This window comes from Alteromonas sp. HB246098, from assembly GCF_054890645.1.
Genome location: NZ_JBTZUG010000014.1, coordinates 1 through 26914 on the forward strand (window position 1 = coordinate 1; position 26914 = coordinate 26914).

Consider the following 26914-nt stretch of genomic DNA (forward strand, 5'->3'; position numbering starts at 1 on the left):
GTTATTTTATTTGTGGGGATACCTCAGACTCTGACCCCATAATTTTAAGCCTAGTTTAGCGCGCTGAGTTCCCATATACTTTTTCAACTGAACAAAAAAGGAACAGGAAAATGTATCGATTCGGAATTGTCGGCGCAGGCATGATTGCGGATTTTCATGCTCAGGCCATTCACGCTATTCCCAATGCAGAATTAACAGGGATTTATTCACGTTCAATTGATAAGGCGAATGCGTTCTCTAAAAAGCATAGCTGTACACCTTTCGACGACTATATGTCGTTTATAACGTCTCCTGAAATTGACATCATCACTATATGCACGCCATCAGGCTTTCATTTAGAGCCAATATCTGCCGCCGCTAAAGCGGGTAAGCACATCATTTGTGAAAAACCGCTGGAGGTTACTGCTGAAAGAGTAGATGAAATGATTGCGGTGTGTGCTGAAAACAAGGTGATGCTAGCGGGTATTTTTCCTCGTCGGTTTAACGCCTCTTCACAGTTACTTAAGCAGGCTATAAATGCTGGGCGCTTCGGCAACATTGCCATGGCAGATGCCTATATTAAATGGTGGCGAACCCAAGAGTATTATGAAAGCGGCGCATGGCGTGGTACATGGAAGCTTGATGGCGGTGGCGCGTTGATGAACCAGTCAATTCATACTATAGATTTACTCCTTTATGTAATGGGGGATGTAAAATCTGTGAGAGCAGAAACTAGGCTGGTGGCCCATGATGGTATAGAGGTGGAAGATGTTGGAATTGCAATGCTAGAGTTTAAAAATGGTGCGTTAGGCGTTATTCAAGGCTCAACAGCTTGCTGGTCTAAAAGCGGTCATCCGGCAGAAATACAAATTACCGGCTCTCAGGGCTCTGTTTTTATGAGCGATGATAAATTTCGAGTCTGGGAGTTTGCTGAAGAAAGTGAAGAAGATGAAAAGATTAGATACAAGTATGGGCTTAATGAAGATGAGGCGGGAGCAGGGGCGGCTGACCCATCTGCCATCGACTTCGTGTGGCATCAAAGAAACTTTGAAGATGTATTAAATGCCCTTGATAACGGCACCAAGCCGCTAGTGGATGGATTTGAAGGGCGTAGGTCTATTGCGCTACTAAACGCTATTTATCGCTCAGCGAAAAACTGCGGTGAAAAGGAACTCGTGTAAAAAAGGGGGCAGAGTTCTGACTCTGACCCCTTTATTTTAATTAGTCGCGCCAGCGTTTGGTCAGTTCGTCGTAGGCGTCTATGCGACGGTCACGGAAGTAAGGCCAAATGCGCTTAACCTGCTCGGTACGTTCCATATCAAGCTCAACTGATAGCGTGGTTTCACCTTCAGCTTCAGCTTTTGCCAAAATCTCGCCCTGCGGGCCTGCAACAAAGCTTTGCCCCCAGAAATGAATGCCCGGGTCGCCCTCAACAGGTGACGCTTCAAAGCCAGTGCGGTTCGCAACGATTACCGGTACTGAGTTTGCTACAGCATGAGAACGCTGGATTGTTTCCCATGCGCCGTGCTGGCGGGTACGCTCTTCTTCTGTGTCAGTTAAGTCCCAGCCAATAGCAGTAGGGTAGAACAACAAATCTGCACCTGCCATTGCCATTAGGCGTGCCGCTTCTGGGTACCATTGATCCCAACATACTAATACGCCAAGTTTACCTACGCTGGTTTCAATAGGCGTGAAGCCCATATCGCCCGGAGTGAAGTAAAACTTCTCGTAAAAACCCGGGTCGTCAGGAATGTGCATTTTACGGTACTTGCCCGCAATTTCTTTATTGCGGTCGAACACTACGGCGGTGTTGTGATACAAACCAGAACCGCGTTTTTCAAACAAGGACGTAACTAACACAATGTTGTGTTTTTCAGCGAGTTCACCAAAAAAGTCCGTTGCTGGTCCTGGTATTGGTTCAGCCAAATCAAAGGCGTCAGTATCTTCTTGCTGGCAAAAATACAGGGTGCTGTGCAGCTCTTGAAGCAAAATACACTCGCAACCTTCAGCCGCTAACTTGGCAACTTGCTCGGCACTTTTGTTCCAGTTCGTTGCTTTGTCATTGTCGGCAACGGCCTGTTGTACCAGACCAACTTTTAGCTTAGCTGGGCGCATGTAATGACACTCCTTTCTTTAAGGTGGTGATAATTGAGTCTTTTAACGTATTTGTGGGTACTTGCATAGAAATACAATGCAAGCTGCCGTATTGTCTTACGAGTACACTACAATCAATTGGTTCAACAATATGATTGGGATGTGCTCTTTGAACGGTTTCGATGGCTTCGGCATCTTCTTCTTCACCGTATACGGGCAACAAAATAGCCTTATTACAAATCAAGTAATTGGCGTAGGATGCAGGTAGACGATCTCCTTCAACGTTTACTATATGAGGCAGCGGTAAATGGAACTGTTTATGTTCAGGCAGTTCAAGAGCGCACTCATCGCACAGCGCTTTCAACCCTTCAAAGTGACTGTCATTAGGGCGGTTGTTACACGCTTGGATAACTAAGCCTTTGTTTGGCGTAAAGCGCACAAGGGTGTCGATGTGGCCATCTGTATCATCACCCTCTAAATGCCCATGCTGCAAGATAGTAACCTTATTGCAGCCCAGCATATCTTTAAACACATCTTTGTAAGCACCTAGCGACATATCGCCGTTGCGTTCAGGGTTAAGTAGACACTGCGCGGTACTTAGTAAATGCCCATTTTCATCAATTTCTAACGCACCGCCTTCTGCCACAATAGGGCTACTGCGAAGCGCAGAGTTGCACATGGCGGCGAGGTACCGCTGATTGACAAGGTTATCTTCTGAAGCGTTGAATTTGTTACCCCAACCGTTGAAACGAAATTCTACGGGCGAGCCGTTACCTTCACTGTCTTTACACGTGATAAAGCTGTAGTCGCGCATCCAGGTATCATTGAACGAGGCGGCAACGATAAGCACTTGTGCATTTTCGGGTAAACGGGGCTTAAGATCGTCAACGTCACTTGGCGCGCATAATAAAATGACACCCGCATTATTGCGATTCACTGCTGCAATCACATTTAGATAGGTCGCTCTTGCTTCTTCCAACCATGGTGCCCAGTCGGTGTTTGCGTGCGGCCATGCCAACATAACTGCATCAATGTCATGCCATTCAGGCGCCATAATACGGTTGCCGTGCATAGTAAAATTCCAAGTCGCTTTAAAATAGGGGGTGGATTATAGCCATGCAGTAGCACCAGACCAAGGCTAATGGTGATGAAATTAATTGGCGGTGACGATTAATTTAAACCACCTAAAACGTAAGCCTAGCTTAAAGGCTATAATTTCACTTTAAATGCCGCCCACCATTAAGGTGTAGTGTTTGGCCTGTCACGTAGTCGCTGTCAAATAAATAGTTCATGGCTTTCACGGCCTCTTGGGCACCCGGTACTATTTCGAGTAGCGACTTTTTCACTGCTTTTTGTTTATAAGCTTCGTCATCACCTTCATTAAACATAAGTAGAGCCGGTGCAATGCTATTCACTTTCACCTTTGGAGCTAGCTTTTTTGCAAAAGACAAGGTGAGATTATGCAACGCAGCTTTACTCGCCGCGTAAGCCATATGCTTTTCACTGCCGGTGTCTTGCACATAATCAGTCATGTGAATGATGTCAGCTTGTTCTTCACAACCGCACAGCGCTTCTTCTAACGCTATATTAATGCGATAGGGAGCAACTGCATGAATCATCATCATGCGTTCCATTAAGTCTTGCTTATCACCATTATCTTTCTCTTGAGCCCAATCTGATGCGTTGTGAATGATCCCTCGATAGGTTTTACTGATTGCCTTAATCTCATCAATTGCTCGATCAATAGCCGCCTCAGTGCTAAAATCCGCCTGTAAAACTGTTGCGCCTTTATCCTTAAGCATCGCAATACTCGAGCGATGCGTTCGATAAGTCACAACAACGCGATGTCCTTTTGCAAGTAAACTTTCGGCCATCGCCAAGCCCAATCGTTGGCTGGCGCCTGTTATCAGTACAGGTGAGTTCAAGATAGTGTCCTTCTTTTCTAAGAGGTAACAGTTTTATTATTCCGTGCTAAACGCACGTGAAGTAGCAACAACATTAAATAAAAGTCATGTTGTCGTATAACCGAACTTTTACGATTTGAAAGGCGTATCAGTTCAAAAAAAGCAGTAACAACGGATAATACAATGTTAGCAAAAGAAGCGGTAATTGTGCGTGATGCACTAGACCTCTCTATATCAGAGCCGGCACAACGTGTACGTGAAGCATTAGAAGCCAAGGGGTTAGAAACACCTATGGTGGCTAATGGTCTTTCTGACGAACAAAAGCGCAAACGAATTGAAAGTGCGATGCGTGACGTAATGGACACGCTTGGACTTGACCTTACTGATGACAGCTTGTGCGATACACCTACCCGTATTGCCAAAATGTATGTCAATGAGATTTTCGGAGGCTTGGATTATCACAAGTTCCCTAAAATTACTGCTATTGAAAATAAAATGCAGATAGATCAGCCTGTTCAGGTATCTGATATTAGCTTAACAAGTACTTGCGAACATCACTTTGTAACCATTGATGGCACAGCCACGGTATCGTACATACCTAAAGATACAGTAATTGGTCTTTCGAAAATAAACCGTCTTGTAAGCTTCTTTGCTCAACGCCCTCAGGTACAAGAGCGTCTAACGCAGCAGGTGTTAGTTGCACTGCAAACATTAACGAATACAGAAGATGTTGCTGTGAGTATCAACGCTACGCACTATTGCGTAAAAGCGAGAGGAATTCGAGATACTAATTCCTACACGAAGACGTCAGCGTTAGGTGGCCGTTTCTTAACAGACAGCGAATTGAAACGAGAGTTTTTCCGTTAAGTAAGTTGGGAAACTTTCACGGACAAATTAAAAAGCCGCTTTTTGAAGCGGCTTTTTCGTAGATATCTGACGTCGATTTTTACTTGAAAATGTGTTCGCTATCTAAGGCGTCCACAATAAGGTTAATTCGGCCACCAATACCATTGGCGGGAATAAGACTGAGTACTTTGTTACAACAGCCACAAGACTCATGTTGTTCGAGGTACATGTCTCGAGAAGCGTTTAGTTGAAAATCATTAATTGCGCCGCAATAAGGGCACATATATTCCAATGCTTTAACACTTTGCATTGTTTTATCCGTTACCATGTTTTACATATCCATATGATGTAAGTCGAAATCCAGTGTGTGAAAAAGTAATTTGTATTGCCTCGGTGTACTAACTTTGGAAAGAGAAAAAACTAAAGTTTGCAAGATACAAACCACACACATCGGTTAAGGGCTACTTTCGCGTTAATTAGCCTGTAAATAAGCTGAATGGCCACTTTGCGGGATTATCCCACAAAGATTTTGGATAACCTCTATCCACGACTAAAGTATAGTCTGTAATTCTTTTACTGCCTGTGTAATTCGGGGTTATTTAATAAGTCCTTGGTAATAAAGCTAATTAATTTTCATGGCGGTAACTCACCGGTCGTGGGAGTCACAACGTACGAAAAATTAGGTGAGTTGACTAACAGCTTTAGCTGTCGGAAGGGGTGAGTATCAGAGGTTTACATGCTTTTTAAATTCTGTTAACTTTTATCTTAATCGATTAAGCTTTTTAAATTAAACGTAAGTTTGATGCTAAGTGCAATACTGTCTTTGCTATCAAACTTATTATATCGCTTTTGTTATTGATTAGATTTGTAAAACAAGTGGGTGCTTCCAACGACTTTTGTCTGCCATCACTCACATGATTTTGTAAAGTGTATGTGTACGTAAAGCACCTTCATGCCGTTGTTATGAGACAGATTATGCCGAGCCGAGACCCAAGTAGTAGAATTATCAGGTGGTTAACCTACCTTATGTTTATGATGTTTGCGATGACATCAGATTCAGTTGGCGAAATAATTAAAGAAGTAAAAGTAGCGTTCTCTGTCACTAATGCGCAAGCGAGTTTAATGCATTCTTTGCCTATGCTGGGTATCGCGTTATCTGGATTATTGTTAGGTTTTTTGGCTGATAAGTTAGGTCGTAAGCCAACCATTATCATTGGTTTAGGGTTATTTGGGATAGCTTGTTACAGCTTCCTTATTGCCAATGACTTTATCCTGATTGTAAGCTTGATGAGCTTGTCAGGAGTCGCCGTTGGTATTTTCAAAACGGGTGCGCTTGCACTTATCGGTGATATTTCAACATCTACAAAACAACACACAGCAACGATGAACGGTGCAGAGGCGTTCTTTGGGGTGGGCGCAATAATTGGTCCTTTAATTGTGGCGTATTTAATTCACCAAGGGGTAGCGTGGCAGTGGCTATATGTCATCGCGGGTGGTGTATGTACCCTTCTTATTGTTGGCGCGCTGTTGGTTAAATATCCAACGTATTCCCGCGACACTTCTTCTGGGGAAAATAACGTTTCCGTTGCGCAAAGTTTAAGTTTGATCAAAAACCCGTATGCCTTAGGCTTTTCTATTGGAGCTTTTTTGTATGTTGCTGCAGAAAGCGCCATTTATGTGTGGATGCCGAGTTACTTAGTGTGCGACGCTACTACTCTTAAAGCCACATATAACTGTTACAGCGAAGGCTTTTCTCAAACTCTGGCTATCTATTCGGTAACTGCCTTTTTTATTCTCCGGGCCGCTGGGCGCTTTATCGGAATTTGGATGATGTCTCGCTTTAACTGGGCCCTAGTTCTGATGTTGTTCACAGGCGCTATTGTATTATGTTTTGGCTTAGGACTATGGGGTGGAAAGCAAGTCGCGCTTTACTTGTTTCCACTTACGGGTATTTTCATGTCGGTTATTTACCCTACGTTTAATTCGAAGGGAATAAGCTGCTTCCCTAAACACCAGCACGGCAGCGTGGCAGGGGTTATATTGTTCTTTACTGCTGCTGGCGCAGCGGCTGGCCCTTTCATTATGGGGCTTGTAAGTGACGCTAACGGAGGCGATGCAAAATACGGCTTCATGGTCGCCACTGGCTTTGCTGCCGTGCTATTCATTGGCCTGGTGTACAACTTTATTAAAAACCCCACTAAACAGCGTTTAGCTGAAATTGAAGCAAGTGAATACGCTAGCTAAGTGAAACGAGCCGCGAGTCTCACCGCTCGTAGTATCAGTCAACTGAAAGCTGCCGGACTTATGTCCGGCACTGGTTTTTCATAGCGTTGTTGTTTAAGCTTCACATCACTCCTTTACTCATTACTCCTTATTAACGTCCCATGGATGAATTAAAACAAGCCCAAGCGCTTTACGACACGCTCGTAGAGTTTGCCGTGACCTACAGCTTCCAAATTGTAGGTGCCATTATCATATTTCTACTTGGTTGGTGGGTGGCCAATAAGATAGGCCATGTGGTTGAAAACCTCATGGTAAATAAAAAAATCGACGTTACGCTAAGCCGGTTTACCGGTGGTATATGTAAACTGGTGGTGCTTGGAATAGTTATCATCATCGCCCTTGGTAACGTGGGGATAAGCGTTACTCCTTTAATTGCGGCACTCGGTGCTGTTGGCTTAGGTGCTGGTCTTGCTATTCAGGGCATGCTGGCAAACTATGCCGCAGGTTTTACTATAATCATTACCCGTCCGTTTGTAGTAGGAGATACTATTCGGGTTCGTGGTGTTGCTGGCGTTGTTGATCAGGTTATGCTGCCTTATACCATTCTTATTGATGAAGATAACGTGCACATACAAATTCCCAATAAGCTTATTGTTGGAGAGATCTTGCATAACTCTGCTGAAAACATGCTTATAGAACTCGAGATTGGCGTTGCTTACTCCAGCAATGTAGATAACGTCATTGAAGTAATTCGACATGCAGTTGCATCTGTAGACGGTGTTAGTGCTGAAAAAGCACCTGCTATTGGTGTCGATAATTTTGGTGACAGCAGTATTAATTTTGGGGTTCGGGTTTGGGCTCCTGCGACAAGGCATTTCGAAGTGCGCTATGCGCTTAATCAAGCCGTTTTTAACGCGCTCCAACAGCACAATATTGATATTCCATTCCCTCAACGAGAAGTCAGAATGCTGGACTAAGATAGGGTTATTTTAATAGACCTAACGTTAGATAGATGCCGAACAGCCATTCAGCTATTCGGCATTTTTTTATAGTTCGTAAAGTTCTAGCGGTAACCCGTCAGGGTCTTGAAAAAACGTAAAGCGCTTTCCCGTATACTCGTCGGTTCTTACGGGCTCACATTCCACACGTTTGTTAGTTAAGTGATCAATCATTTCATCAAGGTTGTCTACTTTAAATGCTAAGTGTCTAAGCCCCTGCGCTTCCGGACGCGACGGCCTTTGCGGTGCCCCTGGAAACGAAAATAATTCAATTTGACTTCCATCAGGTAAACCAAGGTCGCATTTATATGAGTCCCTAGCTTCTCGGTAATTTTCGTCAATGATGGAGAACCCTAACACGTCTGTGTAGAACGTTTTCGAACGTGGATAGTCACTACAAATAATAGCAACATGGTGAAAGCCTTTTAGCATACTAATTCCTTTTATATTCTTACGGCATCTCTTGGTCGCGAGCAGCTTCAAATAACTTATACCAGTGTTCGCGCGACAGGTGAACGTCCACCGCTTTCTGGCTAGATTTGATTCGTTCAATATTAGTGCTGCCTAACACCGGCGCGATATTGGCAGGGTGTCGCATTAACCATGCTAGAACAATGGCTTCAGGCGTTGTTTGGTATTCGCTTGCAAGTTGTGCCACTAAATTCGCGGTTGCCAAGTCTGCGCTAGTCTCGGTTTTCGCCCCTGTATATTTTCCTTGAGCCAAGCTTCCCCAAGCCTGAAGCTGAACATTATTCATCATACAGTACTCAAGAGTCCCTGGTGCATAACCCATATTACGATTAGCCGCACTATTGCTGGTGATGCCGTCTTCTAGCCAATCTCTAAAACCGAGGCTCATTTCAAGTTGGTTGGCAACAATAGGTGTTGAGAGCGCTGATTGAAGGTAGTTTATTTGGTGCCCGTGCATATTAGACACACCCACGTGTTTAATCTTTCCCTGTTGCTGTAGCAGCAATAAGGTGCCAGCCACTTCTTCCAATTCCATAAGCGGGTCGGGGCGGTGTAGCAGCAGTATATCAAGTTGCTCGATACCTAAACGAGAGAGAATGCCTTCAACAGAAGTATGTATATGATTTGCCGAGAAATCATAACGCTTTGGTCCTAAATCATCTTCAAAACGTATTGCACATTTAGATTGAATAAGCATTTTGTCTTTAAGTTCTGGGGCTTGCTTAAGCGCTTCACCAAAGGCAGTTTCTGCCTTACCGAATGTGTAAATATCAGCATGGTCAAAAACGTTAATATCTAAGTCTAGTACAGCGTCGATGATTGATCTTGCTTGGGTAACATCGGCTTTAGTGACGGGGTCATTATTCCAACCACCACCTAAGCCCATACATCCATAAATTAGGCGGCTTGCATGTGGAAAGTGTGCATTCATATAGTTTTCTCCCTTTAGAAAGTGTGAGTGAACAAAGTACTTATGCACTCAATAAAGCTCTGGAGCTCATTCTTATTATCAACAAAGCGCTACTCTAGTACGACTGTGTTAATAATAACAGTTTGATTAGGCGAGTATATTTTAACTAACGACAGTTAGCGCTTCAGATTATTTTTGGTGTGGAAATAGCTAATAGCAAGAAGTAGCAATAACCACCACAATAGTTGGGGTAGACGTTTTAATGAAGTAGCGAGCATTCATTACTACAAAATCATCACAGGAAGAGAGTTTTATGTTGAAAAAATGGTTGTTAGCGGCAATGGCAAGTTCACTACTTATTGGGTTAGCTGGCTGCACCGGAGTGCCGGAAAAGGTAGAGCCTGTCGAGGGCTTCGAGCTTCCTAGGTATTTAGGGGAGTGGTATGAAATAGCGCGCTTTGACCACAGTTTCGAAGAAGGGCTCAGCGAGGTCACAGCAACCTATAGTATGCGCGAAGATGGTGGCGTGAAAGTTATTAATCGCGGCTATTCAAAAGAAGAAGGTAAGTGGGACCAAGCCGAAGGTAAAGCATATTTTGTTGAAAATGAAACGACAGGACATCTAAAGGTATCCTTTTTCGGACCGTTCTACGCAAGCTATGTCATTATGGAGTTAGACAAGGAAGGCTATCAATATGCGCTGATAACCGGGCCTGATAAAGATTACCTTTGGATTTTAGCGCGAACGCCTACAATTTCAGATGAGATCCGCGCCCGTTTGCTAGAAAAAGCAAGAACGGCTGGGTATGACACTAGTAAGCTTATTTGGGTTGAGCACGGCCAAGTGAAATCATAGGTACTATCAAGTGAGTTGTTCTGCGCGCAAATACGGATTTGTGCTATTATTGCGCGCAACTTCCTCGCTGTTTGAATAAGTACTAAGAGAGACAAGGCATGCAAACGCTCACCATTACTACGCCAGACGATTGGCACCTTCATTTCCGCGATAACGAAATGCTATCTGAAACAGTGCCTGCAACCGCACGTTGTTTCCAGCGCGCTATCGTTATGCCGAACCTAGTACCCCCCGTAGTTAATGCTGAAATGGCGATGGCATATAAAGGGCGAATTGAGGCAGCTCGACCTGAAGGCAGTAATTTTGAGCCATTGATGACTTTATTTCTTACCAACCAAACTACGCCGCAAGATATTGTCGACGCAAAGCAAGCAGGCGTAACCGCATGTAAGCTTTATCCCGCAGGAGCGACGACTAATTCAGACGCCGCGGTAAAAGGTATTCAAGCTTTATACCCAGTATTCCAAGCCATGCAAGAGCAAGGTTTGTTATTGTTAATTCACGGCGAAGTTACCGAGCATCACATTGATATTTTTGACCGTGAAAAAGTGTTCATAGATACACACCTAGGTCCCATCGTTGAAGCATTTCCTAAGCTGAAAGTGGTGTTTGAACACATTACTACAGCAGATGCTGCAAGTTTCGTAGCGAGCGCGAGCGAATTTGTGGGCGCAACTATCACGCCTCAGCACTTATTGCTTAATCGCAACGATTTACTAGTTGGTGGTGTACGCCCTCACAACTATTGCCTGCCGGTGCTTAAGCGAAATACCCACCAAAAAGCCTTACGCGATATGGTGGCAAGTGGCAATAAGAAGTTCTTTTTAGGTACTGATTCTGCACCTCATGCTAAGCATAAAAAAGAGAATGCTTGCGGGTGTGCAGGTTGTTACAGCGCATGGTCTGCAATAGAGCTTTATGCAGAAGTATTCGAGCAGTTAGGTGCAATAGACAAGCTTGAAGGTTTTGCTAGCCATTACGGTGCAGACTTTTATGGTTTACCGCGAAATACAACTACAATGACGTTAGTAAAAGAGTCGTGGACGGTGCCAGAACAGGTAACCCTAGCTGATGGTACCGACATGGTTCCATTTTTTGCGGGGCAAACACTACAGTGGAAATTAGAAAAGGCATTTCAAGCGTAAGCTTATTCTATACGGTTTGTACGCGTGCCCTGTGGAACGTTTCCATAAGGGCACAAACGCTCTTCTAGACCCATTCAAACGATTTTACTGACACTTTTCCATCATCTCACTTTCTTCAAAAGGTGGCATGATGAACCAAGAATATGGCGTAACTCATCATATAGAACATGGTGTAGTTAACTTTTGGAACCCAAATTAATGACCGTTGAAACAGTTAAGCATTTAGATATAAACCCTGCCATCGTTAAAGCACTAGACTCTCAAGGCATTCACCAACTTTCTCCAATCCAAGCGCAGTCACTTCCCGAAGCGCTTCAGGGAAAAGATGTGATTGGTCAGGCGCAAACAGGTAGCGGTAAAACCTTATGCTTCGTGATCCCAGCCTTGCAGCACATTGAAGTTAACGATTTTACTACACAAGCCATTATGCTTTGCCCAACCCGTGAGCTTGCCGACCAAGTAGCGCAGCAGTGCCGTAGTGCGGCTAAAAATATCGGTAATATCAAAGTAACTACCTTATGTGGCGGGCAGCCTATGGGGCCGCAAATTCAGTCGTTAAAACACAGTCCTCACATTATTGTAGGTACTCCTGGTCGCGTGATGGATCATGTGGAAAAGCGCCGTATTGATTTACGTAATGTAAAGCTGCGTGTGCTTGATGAAGCCGACCGCATGTTAGATATGGGCTTTGAAGATGATTTACGCATTATCTTCGGACAGACGCCAACGCAAGTGCAAACACTACTTTTTTCTGCAACTTTCACCGAGCAAATTGAGCGTGTGGCGAAGCAGTACTTGCATAACCCGGTAACCTGTAAAGTAGAAGCGCAAGAGAGCAAGCCGGCAATTACTCAGTTGGGCTATAACGTGTTGCCTCACACCAGAACGCAGGCGCTAAAAGCCGTATTAACCGAATATCAGCCTAAAAACGCCATTGTTTTCTGTAACCGTAAAACGCAGGTAAATGAAGTTGTTGAAGAGCTTATAGAAGATGGCTTCAGCGCTAAAGGGCTTCAGGGGGATATGGAACAGCATCAAAGAACTTCAGTGCTTATGCAGTTTGCGAGCGACGCGCTACAAGTGCTAGTGGCTACCGACGTTGCTGCCCGTGGATTAGATATCGATGATATTGCCTGTGTTATTAACTACACAGTAAGTGAAGAGCCTGAAACCCACATTCACCGCATTGGCAGAACGGCACGTGCGGGCGCTCAAGGTATGGCGATAACGCTAGTAAGCGAGGAAGAAGAACACTTTTTACGAAAGATAGAAGTATTGCAAGAAAGTGATATTCCGCTAAAAGGTGCGCAAAGCTTACGTTTTCATAAAAATAAAATTACCCAGCCTGACTTTACCTGTATTTCATTAAGTGCCGGTAAAAAGGAAAAGCTTCGCCCTGGCGACTTGGTAGGAGCGCTTACAAAAGATGCAGGCATTCCTGGCGACGACTTAGGTAAAATCAAAGTGCAAAACAGCATGAGTTTTGTCGCAGTGAAAACGCGAAGCGTCAAAAAAGCCATGACCCAGTTTAGAGAGGGTAAGATCAAAGGTAAGCGTATTAGAGCCCGAAAACTTTAACAGGCGCTTTAATAAGTAAGTATTTACCTTAAAAAAAGGAAGGTTAGTGTGGTTGCTGAAACTGATTTAACCCTGTTGCTCAAAAACTTAAACCCTGTAGCCGATAGTGAAGACTTTGTATTCACCACTTTACAGGCAGATAAATTAACCAGTTCATTGATTTCAGCGGCTAAGGGCATGTTTCAAGAGCGAGAGGGCACCACGCTCATTTTGCCTTTGGCTGAAGCCGAGCAAGCTGGACTTCAATTTGAAGGTTACTATCGCTGTATAACCTGCGAAGTGCACTCTAGTTTAAAGGCGGTAGGAATGACTGCCGCTATGTCTACCGCGTTAGGTGAAGCCGGAATAAGTGCCAACGTGGTAGCGGCTTTCTATCACGACCATATTTTTGTACCTGCTGAAAAAGTTGATTTAGCGCTTGACGTGTTAACGTCGCTATCCGGTTAATTCTGTCGATGCTTATTTGGCAAAAATAATTACTGCTTAATCCAGTATCCACAACGCGAAAAAAAGCCCCATGTTTGACACAGCAAACATGGGGCTTTAATTATCGTAGCTCACGTGTGCTACTTAAAGTACGTGAATTACCAAATTTTCACGCGTTCTTCTGGCGGCAGATACAACGCATCGTCTTCGGTAACGTTAAAGGCTTCGTAGAATTCTGGTACGTTGCGCACAGCGCCGTTGGTACGGAATTTAGTAGGAGAGTGGGTGTCTGTCTGTACTTGACTGCGCAACGCTTCTTCACGGTATTTGCTGGCCCAAACCTGACCATAACCGATGAATACGCGCTGGTCGCCAGTAAAGCCATCTAGCTCTGGGGCTTTTTCACCATCAAGAGACAAGTGGTAAGCTTTAAGCGCAATACTAATACCGCCTAGGTCACCAATGTTTTCACCTAAGGTATATTCGCCGTTTACGTGTAAATCAGGTAACACCTCGAATTGATTGTATTGCTCTATGAGGTTTGCAGTACGTGCTTCAAACTCGCTTCGATCTTCATCGGTCCACCAGTTTCTTAGTACGCCATCACCGTCAAAGGTTGAGCCTGAATCATCGAATCCGTGACCTATTTCGTGTCCGATTACTGCGCCAATACCACCGTAGTTCACCGCGTCTTCTGCGTTCATATCAAAAAACGGAGGCTGCAGAATAGCGGCAGGGAATACAATTTCGTTAAGAGGCGGATTGTAGTATGCGTTAACGGTTTGAGGTGTCATACCCCACTCGTGGGTCCACACCGGGCCGCCTTGTTTCTTCAGCATTTCTTCGTATAGCACGTCAGAGGAGCGCTTAAGGTTACCGAATAAATCACCGGCATTCACCGTTAGTGCTGAATAATCTCTCCACTGATCTGGATAACCTATTTTGACGGTAAATTTAGACAGTTTGTCCAGCGCTTGCGCACGAGTTTCGTCTGTCATCCAGTCTAGGTTTTCAATACTTTCTTTGTAAGCCAGTAGTAGGTTGTTAACCATTTCCATCATGCGGTCTTTCGCTTCAGGCGGGAAATGCTGTTTTACATAAACCTTACCGATAAGCTCGCCTACATGGGCATTTGAAAGGCTTACCGCACGGCGCCATTGTGGCTGTTGCTCTTCAACACCGCGAAGCACTTTGCTGTAGAAATTGAAGTTTGCTTCATCAAGCTCGGCATTTAAGCGACCGGCTGAAGCATTTAACAAGCCCCACTTAAGGAACGTTTTCCAATCTTCCAGTGAGGTTTCTGCAATAACGCCATCAATGTTTTGCATGTAGTCTTTTTGCAAAATGCCTAGTGAAGGAATGTCGCTGATGTCAGCTTCAGCAAGATAGGCATCCCAGTTAAACTTAGGCATCAATGCTTTAAGTTCTTCAATCGAAAGCTTGTTATAGTTTGCGGCAAAGTTACGGGCTTGCTCTTTCTTCATGTGCAGTTGAGCAATTTTAGTCTCAAGCTCGAAAAGCATATCGGCACTTTCTTTTGGTGCTTCGAAACCCGCAAGTTCGAACATAGTTTGAATATGCTTAACGTATGCGTCACGAATGGTTTGTGACGTTTCGTCGTCTTTAAAATAGTACTCGCGCTCAGGCAGTCCAAGACCGGCTTGCCACGTGTACATCAGATATTCTTTTGGCGACTTGAGATCTGGGTATTGGGTTAGGCTGAATGGGGTACCGTAGCCATAGCGAGCAGCATAAGCAAAATACTCGGCAAGGTCGGTATAGTCTTCAATAGCCTCAATCTTGGATAGCTCAGGTTTTATTGGCGTTACGCCAAGCTTATTGCGGGTTTCCATATCCATATAGGCACGGTAAAAATCGCCCACTTTTTGTTCGTCGCTTCCCGCTTTAAAATCACCTTCGGCAGAAGACTTAATAATATCCATTACGTGGTCTTGCGCTTCATCACGAAGAATAACGAAAGAACCGTAGCTAGACTTATCAGCTGGTATTTCAAAATTATCAAACCACTTACCGTTTACGTAGCGGAAGAAGTCATCACCGGGGTCTACAGACAGATCCATATTCTCTTTAATGACGCCTGAAGAAAGCTGCTGCTGAGCTTCTTCAGTGGCAGCGCTTTGGTTTTGCTGTTCTGTCGATGAATTTTGTGGGCTACAGGCCGTTAAGGCCAGTGCCACGCTTAAGCTTAAAACGCTACGTAACATTTAGAGTTTTCCTTTTCATTCTGACTGGGCAATGTTTGGACTTGCCGCTTATAGTTTTTAGCGCGTTGTTAGGGCCTTTACATCCATAAGAATGACCTTTGCATCCACAAGAATATCGGGGCGCAACACGCACGGTTTTTCTAACGTTTTAGCATGATGGTAGGGATAGAAAAAGTGTTTATAGTGAAAATACACAGCTTGTAACAACTTGGCAGACTAAGTTCGCTATAGTGTTCTATATTGACCTCATCACAATATTCAAGGAACGGCAATGGACTTACATAAAACTCCTTTTGAAAGCGTATCACCGTGCGAGTACGCAGACGCCCTGCCAAGAGAGCAGTTCATGCATTACGGGATTAAACCATTGTGGGATGGCATGCCTCGTATTGCTGGTCCAGCATTCACCGTTAAGTGTGAGCCGGGTGACCATCTTATGCTGCATGCGGCGATATATCGCGCAAGCCCTGGTGATATCATTGTGGTTGAAGCTGATGATGAATTTGCCGTTGCGGGCGGTAACGTCTGCGCAATCGCCCAATCTCGAGGGATTAAAGGCTTCGTAATTGATGGTGTTATCCGAGATATTGCTGAAACCCGTGACAACAAGTTTCCAGTGTTTGCCAGAGGCGTTATACCCAAGCCTGGAGCGAAAAAGTGCATATCGCCGTTAAATGAGCCTATTACCTGTGCTGGTGTAACTGTTCACGCGGGAGACATCATTGTGGCAGACGAGGAGGGCATTGCAGTCATTCCTAAGGATGAGGCGCTAGCAGCCTATGACATTGCCCAAAAGCGCGCACAAAAAGACGGTTCTATGTCGCTAGAACAGTGGCAGGCTGAACACGCTGAAAAAGTAGAAGGCATACTCGCTAAATTAGGCTTTGCGGAGTAAAGCTTTGCAGAAAATTAGCCATGCTTTGACTGGTTTTTGATAAGCTTTTCACTAAGCCCTTCATTAAGCAATTGGCTTTGCCAAATATTAACTAATGTTAAGTGAGCTTTGCGGTAAAAAAGTACCGCAAAGTTCAACACACTTTCAGTTATCGTGTAGAATTGTGACCTAAGCATTTTGGGCATACGTAAACGTGCTCTGTCACCGAAAAATTAACGAGTTCTACATGTTTTCATTTTTTGAAAAGCTGACCCAGCCTTTCCCCAATACACCGCCTACTCAACCGCCAACAGGTGTCATTGCATTTTGTAAGTACTACACCAAAGGCATGTGGGGCGTCATTCTTACAGTTTCGGTGCTAAGTGCAATTGTGGCCATGTTAGAAGTAGCGCTGTTTGGATTTCTGGGCCAGTTGGTTGACTGGTTTTCTGAACAAAGCCGCGAAACCTTTTTAGAAGACCAAAAATTCACGCTTATTGGCATGGGTTTAACGGTTCTTGTTTTCATTCCTTTGTTTATTTTGTTGCGCTCGCTGTTTTCTCGTCAGTCTCTGATGGGGAACTACCCGATGCGCATTAGATGGCAGGCTCACCGCTATTTGCTTGGCCAAAGTTTAACATTCTTCCACGACGAGTTTGCCGGCCGTGTGGCTACTAAGGTGATGCAGACTGCACTATCGGTAAGAGAAACCGTGACCAAGGTTCTCGATTTGCTGGTGTACATCAGCGTTTATTTTATCTCTATGGTAGTGCTTATCTTTAGCACTGATTGGCGCTTAGCCATGCCGCTTATCGTATGGTTCTTTGTGTACATTGGTATTTTAAAAGTGCTGGTGCCTAAACTGAAAGAAGTATCGCAAAAGCAAGCCGACGCGCGCTCATTAATGACAGGGCGTATTGTGGATAGTTACACCAATATCACCACAGTGAAGCTGTTTTCGCATAGTCGCCGTGAAGCTGATTATGCAAAAGAAAGCATGGATGGTTTTCTTAAAACGGTTTACCCACAAATGCGTTTGGTTACCGTATTGGAATTTTGTGTGGAAATGGCTAACGCCATTCTTATCTTTACCATTGGCGCATTGTCTGTGTATTTATGGATGGAAAACATTGCGAGCCCCGGTGATATTGCCATTGCTATTAGTTTGTGTTTGCGACTAAACGGTATGTCGCACTGGGTAATGTGGGAAGTATCTGGCTTGTTTGAGAACTTAGGTACTGTGCAAGACGGCATGAATACACTAGCGCAGCCAATCGCAGTAAAAGATAAACCTAAGGCTAATGCACTTAAAGTAAATGGCGGCGGGATTAACTTCGACAACGTGAACTTTTCTTATGCTGGGGCCGATGAAAAGCCTATTGATGTGTTTAAAAATTTAGATTTAGACATCAAGCCTGGTGAAAAAGTAGGGTTAGTGGGGCGCTCTGGTGCAGGTAAATCAACTTTAGTGAACCTATTAATGCGCTTTTACGATACCCAAAGTGGCCGAATTATCATTGATGGGCAAGATATTACCCAAGTGGGGCAGGAAACCCTACGAGCTAAAATCAGTATGGTAACGCAGGATACCTCGTTGATGCATCGCTCTGTACGCGACAATATTCTATACGGGCGTACGGATGCGACCGAAGAGGATATGGTAAAGGCGGCTAAGCAAGCCGAGGCGCACGATTTTATCCTTACCCTCACCGATAGTTACGGTAGAACAGGCTACGACGCGCATGTAGGTGAGCGAGGCGTTAAGCTTTCAGGCGGTCAGCGCCAGCGAATTGCTATTGCACGAGTGTTACTGAAAGACGCGCCCGTGCTGGTACTGGACGAGGCGACATCGGCACTAGATTCAGAAGTTGAAGCGGCCATTCAAGCCTGTCTGGATAAGGTGATGGAAGGTAAAACCGTGCTAGCCATTGCACATCGCCTATCTACCATTGCACAAATGGACAGGTTGCTTGTTTTGGATAAAGGTAACATTGTAGAGCAGGGCACACATGCTGAGCTTATCGCTCAAAATGGTATTTATGCGAAGCTTTGGGCTCACCAAACCGGCGGATTTATTGGTGTTGAATAAGAAATTTGCGAAATAGTGTTCAATCGCAGAAGGGATGGATAAACCGCTTGTATCTTGAAAGTGGTTAAGTATAATACGCGTCCCTCCCTTGCGATACCGCACTTTCCTTAGAAAAGACGCACAACTCACAAGGGCAGTGTAAGTAAATTTTGTCTTTTAGACACCACAGGGGTGTAGTTCGAATTGGTAGAACAGCGGTCTCCAAAACCGATGGTTGGGGGTTCGAGTCCCTCCACCCCTGCCAAATTTACTTAAACTAAGAATTTTTAAATTGCGCATTAAATGAGTGCGTAAAACAACGACGCTGTAGTGCTAGGATCGTAACATGAGCGAAAAGACGGAAAATCAGTCCAATGCATTGGACATGTTTAAATGGGTAGTGGTTTTTGCACTACTTGCCGGTTTAGTAACCGCTAATACAATGTACGGTGAGATCTCGGTACTATACCGTGCTATCGCTATTGTTGTAGTAGTTGGTATAGCTGGTTTTATCGCGGCAACTACCGAAAAAGGTAGCACCTTCTTGAGCTTTGCTAAAGAGTCTCGCACAGAAGTTCGCAAGGTTGTGTGGCCAACTCGTCAAGAGACGAACCAAACTACACTTATCGTGCTTGCAGCGACGTTAATCATGGCACTAATTTTATGGGGACTAGACGGCATCATCGTTCGTGTAGTTGGCTTTATTACTGGAATAGGAGCATAAACGTATGTCTGAAGAAGAAGCAGTAAAGAAAAGATGGTACGTAGTACAAGCCTATTCGCAATATGAGTCTCGTGTAAAGAAGACCCTGCTTGAATACATCAAAATGCACAACATGGAAGACTACTTCGGTCAGGTACTAGTACCAACAGAAGAAGTTGTAGAAATGCGTGCGGGTCAAAAGCGTAAGTCTGAGCGCAAGTTCTACCCGGGTTATGTTTTGGTAGAAATGGCAATGACTGAAGAGTCTTGGCACTTAGTGAAAAGCGTTCCTCGTGTACTTGGTTTCATCGGTGGTACATCTGATCGCCCTATGCCTATCACGCAAAAAGAAGCTGATGCTATCTTAAATCGTCTTGAAGAAAACGTTGATAAGCCAAGACCAAAGACCTTGTTCGAACCAGGCGAAGTTATTCGTGTTACCGACGGTCCATTTGCAGACTTCAACGGTGTGGTAGAAGAAGTCGACTACGAAAAGAGCCGCGTAAAGGTATCGGTACTTATCTTCGGTCGTTCTACACCGGTAGACCTAGAATTTGGTCAGGTAGAAAAAGGCTAAGCCCTCTCTGCTGAACACATTTAAAAAAGCCCCTTTGAAAGGGGCTTTTTTGTAGGTAATTACTAATTAAACGGCGTAGGCTTAAAAATACTGTCCTTTCGATGGTTTTTTATTCTAATTAGCCCTTGCATAGTAATTAATCACCTTATATAATGCGCGCCCTTTTAAACGGAAACGGGAAGCCGATTGAGCAAATAATCTCTGTATTTGCGAGGCGTTAGACCCAAACAAGAGAGCATGTAAAATGGCTAAAAAAGTAAGCGGTATTATCAAGCTTCAGGTTGCAGCTGGCGCTGCTAACCCAAGTCCACCGGTTGGTCCTGCACTAGGTCAGCACGGTGTAAACATCATGGAATTCTGTAAGGCTTTCAACGCGAAAACTGAAAGTCTTGAGAAAGGCGCTCCAGTACCAGTAGAAATTACTGTATACGAAGATCGCTCTTTCACATTCGAAACTAAGACTCCTCCTGCGTCTTACCTGCTTAAGAAAGCAGCGGGCATCAAGAGTGGTTCTGGCCGTCCTAACACTGAAAAAGTGGGTAAAGTTACTCGCGCTCAGTTGGAAGAGATTGCTAAAACTAAAGAGCCAGACCTTACTGCAGCTGATCTAGATGCAGCGGTACGCACTATCGCGGGTTCTGCTCGCTCAATGGGCTTGAACGTAGAGGACTAATCGAATGGCTAAATTAACTAAACGCGCTCGCCTAATCCGCGACAAAGTTGACTCTACTAAAGAGTACGAAATCAACGAAGCAGTAGCGCTTCTTAAAGAACTAGCAACTGCTAAGTTCGCAGAAAGCGTTGACGTATCTGTTAACCTTGGTATCGATGCGAAGAAATCTGACCAAAACGTTCGTGGTGCAACTGTACTACCTAACGGTACGGGTAAAGACGTTCGCGTTGCAGTATTCACTCAAGGTGCAAATGCTGAAGCAGCGAAAGAAGCTGGTGCAGACATCGTTGGTATGGACGACTTAGCTGAGCAAGTTAAGAAAGGCGAAATGAACTTTGACGTAGTAGTTGCTAGCCCAGACGCGATGCGTGTTGTTGGTCAACTAGGTCAAATCTTAGGTCCACGTGGCCTTATGCCTAACCCTAAAACTGGCACTGTAACGCCTGACGTTGCAACGGCAGTTAAGAACGCTAAAGCTGGTCAGGTACGCTACCGTAACGATAAGAACGGTATCATCCACGCTAGCATCGGTAAGATCGCGTTCGAAGCGAACCAAATTCAAGAAAACCTTGAAGCGCTACTTGAAGCATTGAAGAAAGCTAAGCCTTCTTCTGCTAAAGGTACATACATCAAGAAGATCAGCCTAAGCACTACAATGGGTGCTGGTGTTGCTCTTGATAAGGCTTCTGTAGGTCTTTAATTTCGCTGAGCTTAGGCTCATCGAAATCTCTTAAAGGTTATGGGTTGGAGCTGTGACAATTAGCAGTGCTAATAAGCAGCTCCCGTCCTAGACCGCAGGTGCGGTGTGGTGAAAGAGGTAAGAGAACTTTCACAGTCAACACACGGCTTAATACAACAACCTGCGCAGACGGTGGTTTGACTCAGACTCTCTGGGGTAACAAACACCGTAGAGCGGTATCAACCATGAGGGTTGGTATCAATCTGTGAACCCTGATGGCGTGAGTAGGTAACTACACACAAAATCAGATACAAAGAGGTGAACTCAGTGGCACTAGGTTTAGCAGCAAAAAAAGAGATCGTAGCAGAAGTTTCTGAAGTTGCGTCTCGCGCTCTATCCGTAGCCGTTGCTGAATACCGTGGGATGGAAGTTGCAGAACTGACTGAACTACGTGTTAAAGCTCGTGAGCAAGGCGTATACCTAAAGGTTGTACGTAATACTCTTGCAAAGCGTGCTCTAGCAGACAGTCAATTTGCAGACTTAGACAGCGCCCTAACTGGCCCGCTTATCTATGGTTTCTCTATCGACGCACCAGGCGGTGCGGCACGTCTTTTCAAAGACTTCGGTAAGACTAACGATAAGCTTAAAGTTACAGCACTATCTATTGGTAGCGGTCTTCTTGGTCCAGAGAAATTGGACGCAGTTGCAGCACTACCTACCCGCGACGAAGCGCTTGCGAAACTACTTGCAACCTTCAAAGCACCAGTTGGGAAATTCGTTCAAACAATCAACGAAGTTCCTGGCAAGTTTGTGCGCGTATTGGCGGCGGTCAAAGACACCAAGTAATTGGCGTTTTTGGCATATTGATTTTTTTAACATTTTATACCCAGGAGTTTAGAGAACATGGCTCTAACTAAAGAAGATATCTTAAACGCAATCGCTGAAATGCCGGTAATGGAACTGGTAGAACTAATTGAAGCGGCTGAAGAGAAATTCAACGTATCTGCTGCAGCTGCTGTTGCTGTTGCTGGTCCAGCTGCTGGCGGCGACGCTGCTGCTGCAGAAGAAAAGACTGAATTCGACGTTGTAATGACTTCATTCGGTGGCAACAAAGTTGCAGTTATCAAAGCAGTTCGCGGCGCGACTGGCCTAGGTCTTAAAGAAGCTAAAGAAGTAGTTGAGTCTGCTCCTAAAGCTATCAAAGAAGGCGTAAGCAAAGATGAAGCTGAAGCACTTAAGAAAGAGCTTGAAGAAGCTGGTGCAGAAGTAGAAATCAAGTAATCTGACCTAGTCAGATTATTGCCTGAGACGGCAAGGCTGGTGGTTTTTTGAACCACCAGCCTTTTTGCGCTGTATAGTGTGTAGAAACTAACCCTTGGTTACACTACTTAAAGCGCCATTCGGAAATACCCATAAAAAGCATAAAAATCCAACAAGTTAACTAATAATTGGTTAAATTTTGTTGTATGCTGGTGTATCTGCCCGAAAAAGGGTTGTGGAAGTTTGTTGCTTAGTGCGCCATTTGAAACGCAGCTTTTAGCCCATAGCACGCGTTTTAAAGCATTTTGCAGCAGGTTGGGTCATAAATCAGCAGGCTGAGGAACCCATGGTTTACTCTTATAGCGAAAAGAAACGTATCCGTAAGGATTTTGGCAAACGCCCACAGGTACTGGAAATTCCATACCTTCTTTCAATTCAGCTTGATTCTTTCAAAAAGTTTATTGAGACCGATCCGGAAGCTCAATACGGTTTGGAAGCAGCATTTCGTTCCGTTTTTCCAATTAAAAGCTACTCAGGTAGTTCAGAGCTTCAATATGTAAGCTACCGCCTGGGAGAGCCAGTTTTCGACGTTAAAGAATGTCAAATTCGTGGCGTAACTTTCTCTGCTCCGTTAAGAGTAAAACTACGGTTAGTGTTGTTCGATAAAGACGCTGCCCCAGGTACCGTAAAAGATATTAAAGAACAAGAAGTGTACATGGGCGAGATCCCATTGATGACTGAGAACGGTACGTTCGTTATCAATGGTACTGAGCGTGTTATCGTGTCACAGCTACACCGTTCACCTGGTGTATTCTTTGATCACGACAAAGGTAAAACCCACTCGTCAGGTAAAGTGCTTTATAACGCACGTGTAATTCCTTACCGTGGTTCGTGGTTAGACTTCGAGTTTGACCCGAAAGATAACCTGTTTGTACGTATTGACCGTCGTCGTAAATTGCCTGCAACTATTATCTTGCGCGCACTTGAAATGACGTCTGAAGAAATCCTTGATACTTTCTTCGACAAAGTTGGCGTACGTATCAACAAAGACAAGTTGATGATGGAAGTGGTTCCAGATCGCCTTCGTGGTGAAACTGCTGCATTTGACATCATTGACGGTGAAGGCAACGTTGTTGTTGAAACTGGTCGTCGTATCTCAGCACGTCATACTCGTGCACTAGAGAAAGCAGGTCTTACTGAGCTAGAAGTTCCAGCTGATTACCTAATTGGCCGCGTATACGCTGCTACTTACGTAAACGAAGACACTGGCGAAGTTATTGTAAGCGCGAACGAAGAACTTACCCTTGAGAACCTAGCGGCGCTAAGTCAAGCGGGTATCAAAGAGTTCGAAACGCTTTACATCAACGAGCTTGACCACGGTTCATATATTTCAGATACACTTCGTATCGACTCTTCAACTAACCGCCTAGAAGCACTAGTTGAAATTTACCGTATGATGCGTCCTGGTGAGCCACCAACAAAAGACGCAGCAGAAACCTTGTTCGATAACTTGTTCTTCTCTGACGAACGTTACGATCTATCTTCTGTTGGCCGCATGAAGTTCAACCGCCGTCTAGGCCGTGAAGAGCTTATTGGTTCAGGCACGCTAGATAAAGAAGACATTATTTCTGTAATGAAGCAGCTAATAATGATTCGTGACGGTAAAGACGAAGTAGATGATATCGATCACCTAGGTAACCGTCGTATCCGTTCTGTTGGTGAAATGGCAGAGAACCAATTCCGCGTTGGTCTTGTACGTGTAGAACGTGCAGTTAAAGAGCGTCTAAGCTTAGGCGATCTAGACAACGTAATGCCACAAGACCTAATTAACGCTAAGCCTATCTCGGCTGCGGTTAAAGAGTTCTTCGGTTCATCTCAGCTTTCTCAGTTCATGGACCAAAACAACCCGCTATCAGAAGTAACGCACAAGCGTCGTATTTCTGCATTAGGCCCGGGTGGTCTTACACGTGAACGTGCAGGCTTCGAGGTTCGAGACGTACACCCGACTCACTATGGTCGTCTATGTCCAATCGAAACGCCGGAAGGCCCGAACATCGGTCTTATCAACTCATTGGCGAGCTTTGCGCGCACCAATGACTTCGGTTTCCTTGAAACACCTTTCCGTCGCATTGTTGACGGTGTGGTAACAGACGAAATCGATTACTTATCTGCAATTGAAGAAGGTCAATTCGCAATCGCTCAGGCTAACATTGCGCTGACTGAGAATGGCGAGTTGGTAGACGACCTAATTCCATGTCGTCACCGCGGTGAAACTACTTTGATGCCAACTGAAGACATCAAATACATGGATGTTTCACCACAGCAAATCGTTTCAATTGCTGCGAGCATTATTCCATTCCTAGAGCACGATGATGCAAACCGTGCACTTATGGGTGCGAACATGCAACGTCAGGCAGTACCTACATTGCGCGCTGATAAGCCGCTAGTTGGTACCGGTATGGAAAGAACTATCGCGGTTGACTCAGGTGTTACTGTAGTTGCTAAGCGCGGTGGTGTGGTTGATTATGTTGATGCCAGCCGTATCGTAATTAAAGTAGACGAAGATGAAATGCTTCCAGGTGAAGCAGGTATCGATATCTACAACCTGACTAAATACACGCGTTCTAACCAGAACACTTGTATCAATCAGAAGCCTACCTGTAGTGTTGGCGACCCGATTGTTACTGGTGACGTGCTAGCTGATGGTCCTTCAACAGACTTAGGTGACCTTGCACTTGGTCAGAACATGCGTATCGCGTTCATGCCGTGGAATGGTTACAACTTCGAGGATTCAATCCTTATTTCTGAGCGTGTAGCACAGGAAGACCGATTCACTACAATCCACATTCAAGAGCTTAGCTGTATCGCTCGTGATACTAAGCTTGGGCCAGAAGAAATTTCTTCTGATATCCCGAACGTGGGTGAATCTGCATTAAGCAAGCTTGATGAATCAGGTGTTGTTTACATTGGTGCAGAAGTGAAAGGCGGTGACATCCTTGTAGGTAAAGTAACGCCTAAAGGTGAAACACAGCTTACGCCAGAAGAAAAACTACTACGTGCAATCTTCGGTGAAAAAGCGTCTGACGTTAAAGATACGTCTCTACGTGTACCTAACTCTGTTCACGGTACCGTAATTGATGTTCAAGTATTTACCCGTGACGGTGTAGAGAAAGACAAGCGCGCGCTAGAAATCGAAGACATGCAGCTACGTCAGGTTAAGAAAGACCTTACTGATGAGTTCGAAATTCTTGCTGACGGTATCTTTGCCCGTGCGCAAACTGCACTTCTACGTGCTGGTGTTGACCAAGCTAAGCTTGACAGCCTACCGCGTGAAAAGTGGTTTGAAATTGCACTTAACAGCGAAGATGCACAGCTAGAGCTAGACCAAATCGCTGATCAGCACGCTGAAATTAAAGCGGACTTCGATAAGAAGTTTGAAACTAAGCGTCGTAAGATCACACAAGGCGATGACCTAGCACCTGGCGTACTTAAGATTGTTAAGGTTTACCTTGCGGTTAAGCGTCACATCCAACCGGGTGACAAGATGGCCGGACGTCACGGTAACAAAGGTGTTATCTCGACTATCCAGCCTGTAGAAGACATGCCATACGATGCTAACGGTACGCCGGTAGATATCGTTCTTAACCCACTAGGTGTACCGTCTCGTATGAACATCGGTCAGATCCTAGAAACTCACTTGGGTATGGCTGCACACGGTCTTGGTGTGAAGATTGATCGCATGATTAAAGAGCAGCGTGAGCTGGCTGAACTGCGTGAGTTCTTGAAGAAGGTGTACGAGCTTGGTGAAAATCACCAAGAAGTTGACATCGATAACTTCACAGACCACGAAGTACGTCGCTTAGCTGAAAACCTTCGTAAGGGTGTTCCGATTGCAACGCCTGTATTCGACGGTGCTCGCGAATCAGAAATCAAAGAAATGCTGAAGCTTGCTGATATTCCAGAAAGCGGTCAGATTTCATTGTTCGACGGTCGTACCGGTCGCGAGTTTGAGCGTCCAGTTACGGTTGGTTACATGTACATGCTGAAACTGAACCACTTAGTAGACGACAAGATGCACGCGCGTTCTACTGGTTCTTACAGCCTTGTTACACAGCAGCCTCTTGGTGGTAAAGCACAGTTCGGTGGTCAGCGCTTCGGTGAGATGGAAGTGTGGGCACTTGAAGCATACGGTGCAGCATATACCCTTCAAGAAATGCTTACCGTTAAGTCGGATGACGTTAACGGCCGTACCAAGATGTACAAGAACATCGTCGATGGCGACCACAGAATGGAACCTGGCATGCCAGAATCATTCAACGTACTACTTAAAGAAATTCGCTCGTTGGGTATCAACATCGAGCTTGAAGAAAAGTAATACGGCAATCGCCGCGTAATGTTATGAGATGGCCCGGCGCTTGCGCCGGG

The 26914-nt window shown here is 44.8% G+C and carries 24 protein-coding genes and 1 tRNA gene; 18 read left to right on the plus strand and 7 right to left on the minus strand.

The window, feature by feature from the left end; all coding sequences use genetic code 11:
* Positions 1–110: 110 nt before the first annotated feature.
* Positions 111–1160 carry a Gfo/Idh/MocA family protein gene (locus ACYTPF_RS19110; RefSeq protein ID WP_461853321.1) on the plus strand — a complete coding sequence of 350 codons (1050 nt, stop codon included), beginning with the start codon at positions 111–113 and terminating at the stop codon, positions 1158–1160.
* Positions 1161–1200: 40 nt separating this feature from the next.
* On the opposite strand, the gene ACYTPF_RS19115 is transcribed toward ACYTPF_RS19110, so the two are convergent.
* From ACYTPF_RS19115 to folM, 3 genes are all read right to left on the minus strand, one after another.
* Positions 1201–2094, minus strand: a complete 894-nt coding sequence (locus ACYTPF_RS19115; protein ID WP_461853322.1) for a carbon-nitrogen hydrolase — start codon at positions 2092–2094, stop codon at positions 1201–1203.
* Positions 2081–3145 (minus strand): agmatine deiminase family protein, encoded by a 1065-nt coding sequence (locus ACYTPF_RS19120; RefSeq protein ID WP_461853323.1) that lies wholly within the window; start codon positions 3143–3145, stop codon positions 2081–2083. Before ACYTPF_RS19120 ends, ACYTPF_RS19115 begins: the two co-directional genes overlap by 14 nt.
* 145 nt (positions 3146–3290) lie before the next feature.
* Positions 3291–3998: a dihydromonapterin reductase gene (gene folM, locus ACYTPF_RS19125; RefSeq protein WP_461853324.1), complete on the minus strand. Its 708-nt coding sequence runs from the start codon at positions 3996–3998 to the stop codon at positions 3291–3293.
* Between the two features lie 162 nt (positions 3999–4160).
* Between folM and folE the strand changes: the two genes are divergently transcribed.
* The gene (folE, locus tag ACYTPF_RS19130) at positions 4161–4844 is read left to right on the plus strand and encodes a GTP cyclohydrolase I FolE (protein ID WP_461853325.1); all 684 of its coding nucleotides are present in this window, start codon (positions 4161–4163) and stop codon (positions 4842–4844) included.
* Between the two features lie 79 nt (positions 4845–4923).
* On the opposite strand, the gene ACYTPF_RS19135 is transcribed toward folE, so the two are convergent.
* Entirely contained in the window at positions 4924–5133 is a 210-nt protein-coding gene (locus ACYTPF_RS19135; protein WP_269918998.1) for a hypothetical protein, read from the minus strand.
* A 716-nt stretch (positions 5134–5849) separates the two neighbouring features.
* On the opposite strand from ACYTPF_RS19135, the gene ACYTPF_RS19140 reads away from it, so the two are divergent.
* Positions 5850–7067: an MFS transporter gene (locus ACYTPF_RS19140; RefSeq protein WP_461853326.1), complete on the plus strand. Its 1218-nt coding sequence runs from the start codon at positions 5850–5852 to the stop codon at positions 7065–7067.
* A gap of 140 nt (positions 7068–7207) precedes the next feature.
* Positions 7208–8023, plus strand: coding sequence for a mechanosensitive ion channel family protein (locus tag ACYTPF_RS19145; protein ID WP_179984817.1), 816 nt, complete (start codon positions 7208–7210; stop codon positions 8021–8023).
* A gap of 69 nt (positions 8024–8092) precedes the next feature.
* Here the strand turns inward: ACYTPF_RS19145 and gloA2 are convergent, their stop codons facing one another.
* Both gloA2 and ACYTPF_RS19155 read right to left on the minus strand, forming a co-directional pair.
* Entirely contained in the window at positions 8093–8476 is a 384-nt protein-coding gene (gloA2, locus tag ACYTPF_RS19150) for an SMU1112c/YaeR family gloxylase I-like metalloprotein (protein ID WP_269919000.1), read from the minus strand.
* A 19-nt stretch (positions 8477–8495) separates the two neighbouring features.
* Complete coding sequence (locus ACYTPF_RS19155; protein ID WP_461853327.1) at positions 8496–9446, minus strand: aldo/keto reductase; 951 nt, start codon at positions 9444–9446, stop codon at positions 8496–8498.
* A gap of 292 nt (positions 9447–9738) precedes the next feature.
* On the opposite strand from ACYTPF_RS19155, the gene ACYTPF_RS19160 reads away from it, so the two are divergent.
* From ACYTPF_RS19160 to ACYTPF_RS19175, 4 genes are all read left to right on the plus strand, one after another.
* Entirely contained in the window at positions 9739–10281 is a 543-nt protein-coding gene (locus ACYTPF_RS19160; protein WP_461853328.1) for a lipocalin family protein, read from the plus strand.
* Positions 10282–10379: 98 nt separating this feature from the next.
* The gene (gene pyrC, locus ACYTPF_RS19165) at positions 10380–11426 is read left to right on the plus strand and encodes a dihydroorotase (protein WP_461853329.1); all 1047 of its coding nucleotides are present in this window, start codon (positions 10380–10382) and stop codon (positions 11424–11426) included.
* Positions 11427–11624: 198 nt separating this feature from the next.
* Positions 11625–13004 (plus strand): ATP-dependent RNA helicase DbpA, encoded by a 1380-nt coding sequence (dbpA, locus tag ACYTPF_RS19170; protein WP_461853330.1) that lies wholly within the window; start codon positions 11625–11627, stop codon positions 13002–13004.
* A 48-nt stretch (positions 13005–13052) separates the two neighbouring features.
* The gene (locus ACYTPF_RS19175; RefSeq protein WP_461853331.1) at positions 13053–13451 is read left to right on the plus strand and encodes an ACT domain-containing protein; all 399 of its coding nucleotides are present in this window, start codon (positions 13053–13055) and stop codon (positions 13449–13451) included.
* 137 nt (positions 13452–13588) lie between these two features.
* Here the strand turns inward: ACYTPF_RS19175 and ACYTPF_RS19180 are convergent, their stop codons facing one another.
* Complete coding sequence (locus ACYTPF_RS19180) at positions 13589–15655, minus strand: M13 family metallopeptidase (protein ID WP_461853332.1); 2067 nt, start codon at positions 15653–15655, stop codon at positions 13589–13591.
* A gap of 271 nt (positions 15656–15926) precedes the next feature.
* On the opposite strand from ACYTPF_RS19180, the gene ACYTPF_RS19185 reads away from it, so the two are divergent.
* The 10 genes from ACYTPF_RS19185 to rpoB all read left to right on the plus strand — a co-directional run bounded on the left by ACYTPF_RS19185 (position 15927) and on the right by rpoB (position 26864).
* Positions 15927–16550, plus strand: a complete 624-nt coding sequence (locus ACYTPF_RS19185; RefSeq protein WP_461853333.1) for an RraA family protein — start codon at positions 15927–15929, stop codon at positions 16548–16550.
* 226 nt (positions 16551–16776) lie between these two features.
* A complete protein-coding gene (locus tag ACYTPF_RS19190; protein ID WP_461853334.1) occupies positions 16777–18618 on the plus strand; it encodes an ABC transporter ATP-binding protein in 1842 nt (613 codons plus the stop codon).
* A gap of 167 nt (positions 18619–18785) precedes the next feature.
* Positions 18786–18862 (plus strand) — tRNA-Trp (locus tag ACYTPF_RS19195).
* Positions 18863–18943: 81 nt separating this feature from the next.
* Positions 18944–19321 (plus strand): preprotein translocase subunit SecE, encoded by a 378-nt coding sequence (gene secE, locus ACYTPF_RS19200; protein ID WP_461853335.1) that lies wholly within the window; start codon positions 18944–18946, stop codon positions 19319–19321.
* Between the two features lie 4 nt (positions 19322–19325).
* The gene (gene nusG, locus ACYTPF_RS19205) at positions 19326–19877 is read left to right on the plus strand and encodes a transcription termination/antitermination protein NusG (RefSeq protein WP_179984807.1); all 552 of its coding nucleotides are present in this window, start codon (positions 19326–19328) and stop codon (positions 19875–19877) included.
* A 244-nt stretch (positions 19878–20121) separates the two neighbouring features.
* Positions 20122–20550, plus strand: a complete 429-nt coding sequence (gene rplK / locus ACYTPF_RS19210; protein ID WP_014951043.1) for a 50S ribosomal protein L11 — start codon at positions 20122–20124, stop codon at positions 20548–20550.
* Between the two features lie 4 nt (positions 20551–20554).
* Positions 20555–21250 (plus strand): 50S ribosomal protein L1, encoded by a 696-nt coding sequence (gene rplA / locus ACYTPF_RS19215; RefSeq protein ID WP_014951042.1) that lies wholly within the window; start codon positions 20555–20557, stop codon positions 21248–21250.
* Positions 21251–21556: 306 nt separating this feature from the next.
* The gene (gene rplJ / locus ACYTPF_RS19220; RefSeq protein ID WP_118491686.1) at positions 21557–22075 is read left to right on the plus strand and encodes a 50S ribosomal protein L10; all 519 of its coding nucleotides are present in this window, start codon (positions 21557–21559) and stop codon (positions 22073–22075) included.
* Positions 22076–22132: 57 nt separating this feature from the next.
* Positions 22133–22510: a 50S ribosomal protein L7/L12 gene (rplL, locus tag ACYTPF_RS19225; RefSeq protein WP_015068303.1), complete on the plus strand. Its 378-nt coding sequence runs from the start codon at positions 22133–22135 to the stop codon at positions 22508–22510.
* Between the two features lie 325 nt (positions 22511–22835).
* Positions 22836–26864 (plus strand): DNA-directed RNA polymerase subunit beta, encoded by a 4029-nt coding sequence (gene rpoB, locus ACYTPF_RS19230; protein ID WP_118491688.1) that lies wholly within the window; start codon positions 22836–22838, stop codon positions 26862–26864.
* The last annotated feature ends 50 nt before the right edge of the window (positions 26865–26914 follow it).

Coding starts and splice junctions, on each gene's coding strand:
- rplK (WP_014951043.1), top strand. CDS start 20,122: ATGGCTAAAAAAGTAAGCGGTATTATCAAGCTTCAGGTTGCAGCTGGC.
- nusG (WP_179984807.1), top strand. CDS start 19,326: ATGTCTGAAGAAGAAGCAGTAAAGAAAAGATGGTACGTAGTACAAGCC.
- secE (WP_461853335.1), top strand. CDS start 18,944: ATGAGCGAAAAGACGGAAAATCAGTCCAATGCATTGGACATGTTTAAA.
- ACYTPF_RS19145 (WP_179984817.1), top strand. CDS start 7,208: ATGGATGAATTAAAACAAGCCCAAGCGCTTTACGACACGCTCGTAGAG.
- folE (WP_461853325.1), top strand. CDS start 4,161: ATGTTAGCAAAAGAAGCGGTAATTGTGCGTGATGCACTAGACCTCTCT.
- ACYTPF_RS19120 (WP_461853323.1), bottom strand. CDS start 3,145: ATGCACGGCAACCGTATTATGGCGCCTGAATGGCATGACATTGATGCA.
- ACYTPF_RS19155 (WP_461853327.1), bottom strand. CDS start 9,446: ATGAATGCACACTTTCCACATGCAAGCCGCCTAATTTATGGATGTATG.
- rpoB (WP_118491688.1), top strand. CDS start 22,836: ATGGTTTACTCTTATAGCGAAAAGAAACGTATCCGTAAGGATTTTGGC.
- gloA2 (WP_269919000.1), bottom strand. CDS start 8,476: ATGCTAAAAGGCTTTCACCATGTTGCTATTATTTGTAGTGACTATCCA.
- rplA (WP_014951042.1), top strand. CDS start 20,555: ATGGCTAAATTAACTAAACGCGCTCGCCTAATCCGCGACAAAGTTGAC.
- rplL (WP_015068303.1), top strand. CDS start 22,133: ATGGCTCTAACTAAAGAAGATATCTTAAACGCAATCGCTGAAATGCCG.
- dbpA (WP_461853330.1), top strand. CDS start 11,625: ATGACCGTTGAAACAGTTAAGCATTTAGATATAAACCCTGCCATCGTT.
- ACYTPF_RS19115 (WP_461853322.1), bottom strand. CDS start 2,094: ATGCGCCCAGCTAAGCTAAAAGTTGGTCTGGTACAACAGGCCGTTGCC.
- ACYTPF_RS19135 (WP_269918998.1), bottom strand. CDS start 5,133: ATGCAAAGTGTTAAAGCATTGGAATATATGTGCCCTTATTGCGGCGCA.
- ACYTPF_RS19160 (WP_461853328.1), top strand. CDS start 9,739: ATGTTGAAAAAATGGTTGTTAGCGGCAATGGCAAGTTCACTACTTATT.
- ACYTPF_RS19140 (WP_461853326.1), top strand. CDS start 5,850: ATGTTTATGATGTTTGCGATGACATCAGATTCAGTTGGCGAAATAATT.
- ACYTPF_RS19180 (WP_461853332.1), bottom strand. CDS start 15,655: ATGTTACGTAGCGTTTTAAGCTTAAGCGTGGCACTGGCCTTAACGGCC.
- ACYTPF_RS19190 (WP_461853334.1), top strand. CDS start 16,777: ATGTTTTCATTTTTTGAAAAGCTGACCCAGCCTTTCCCCAATACACCG.
- ACYTPF_RS19185 (WP_461853333.1), top strand. CDS start 15,927: ATGGACTTACATAAAACTCCTTTTGAAAGCGTATCACCGTGCGAGTAC.
- pyrC (WP_461853329.1), top strand. CDS start 10,380: ATGCAAACGCTCACCATTACTACGCCAGACGATTGGCACCTTCATTTC.
- ACYTPF_RS19110 (WP_461853321.1), top strand. CDS start 111: ATGTATCGATTCGGAATTGTCGGCGCAGGCATGATTGCGGATTTTCAT.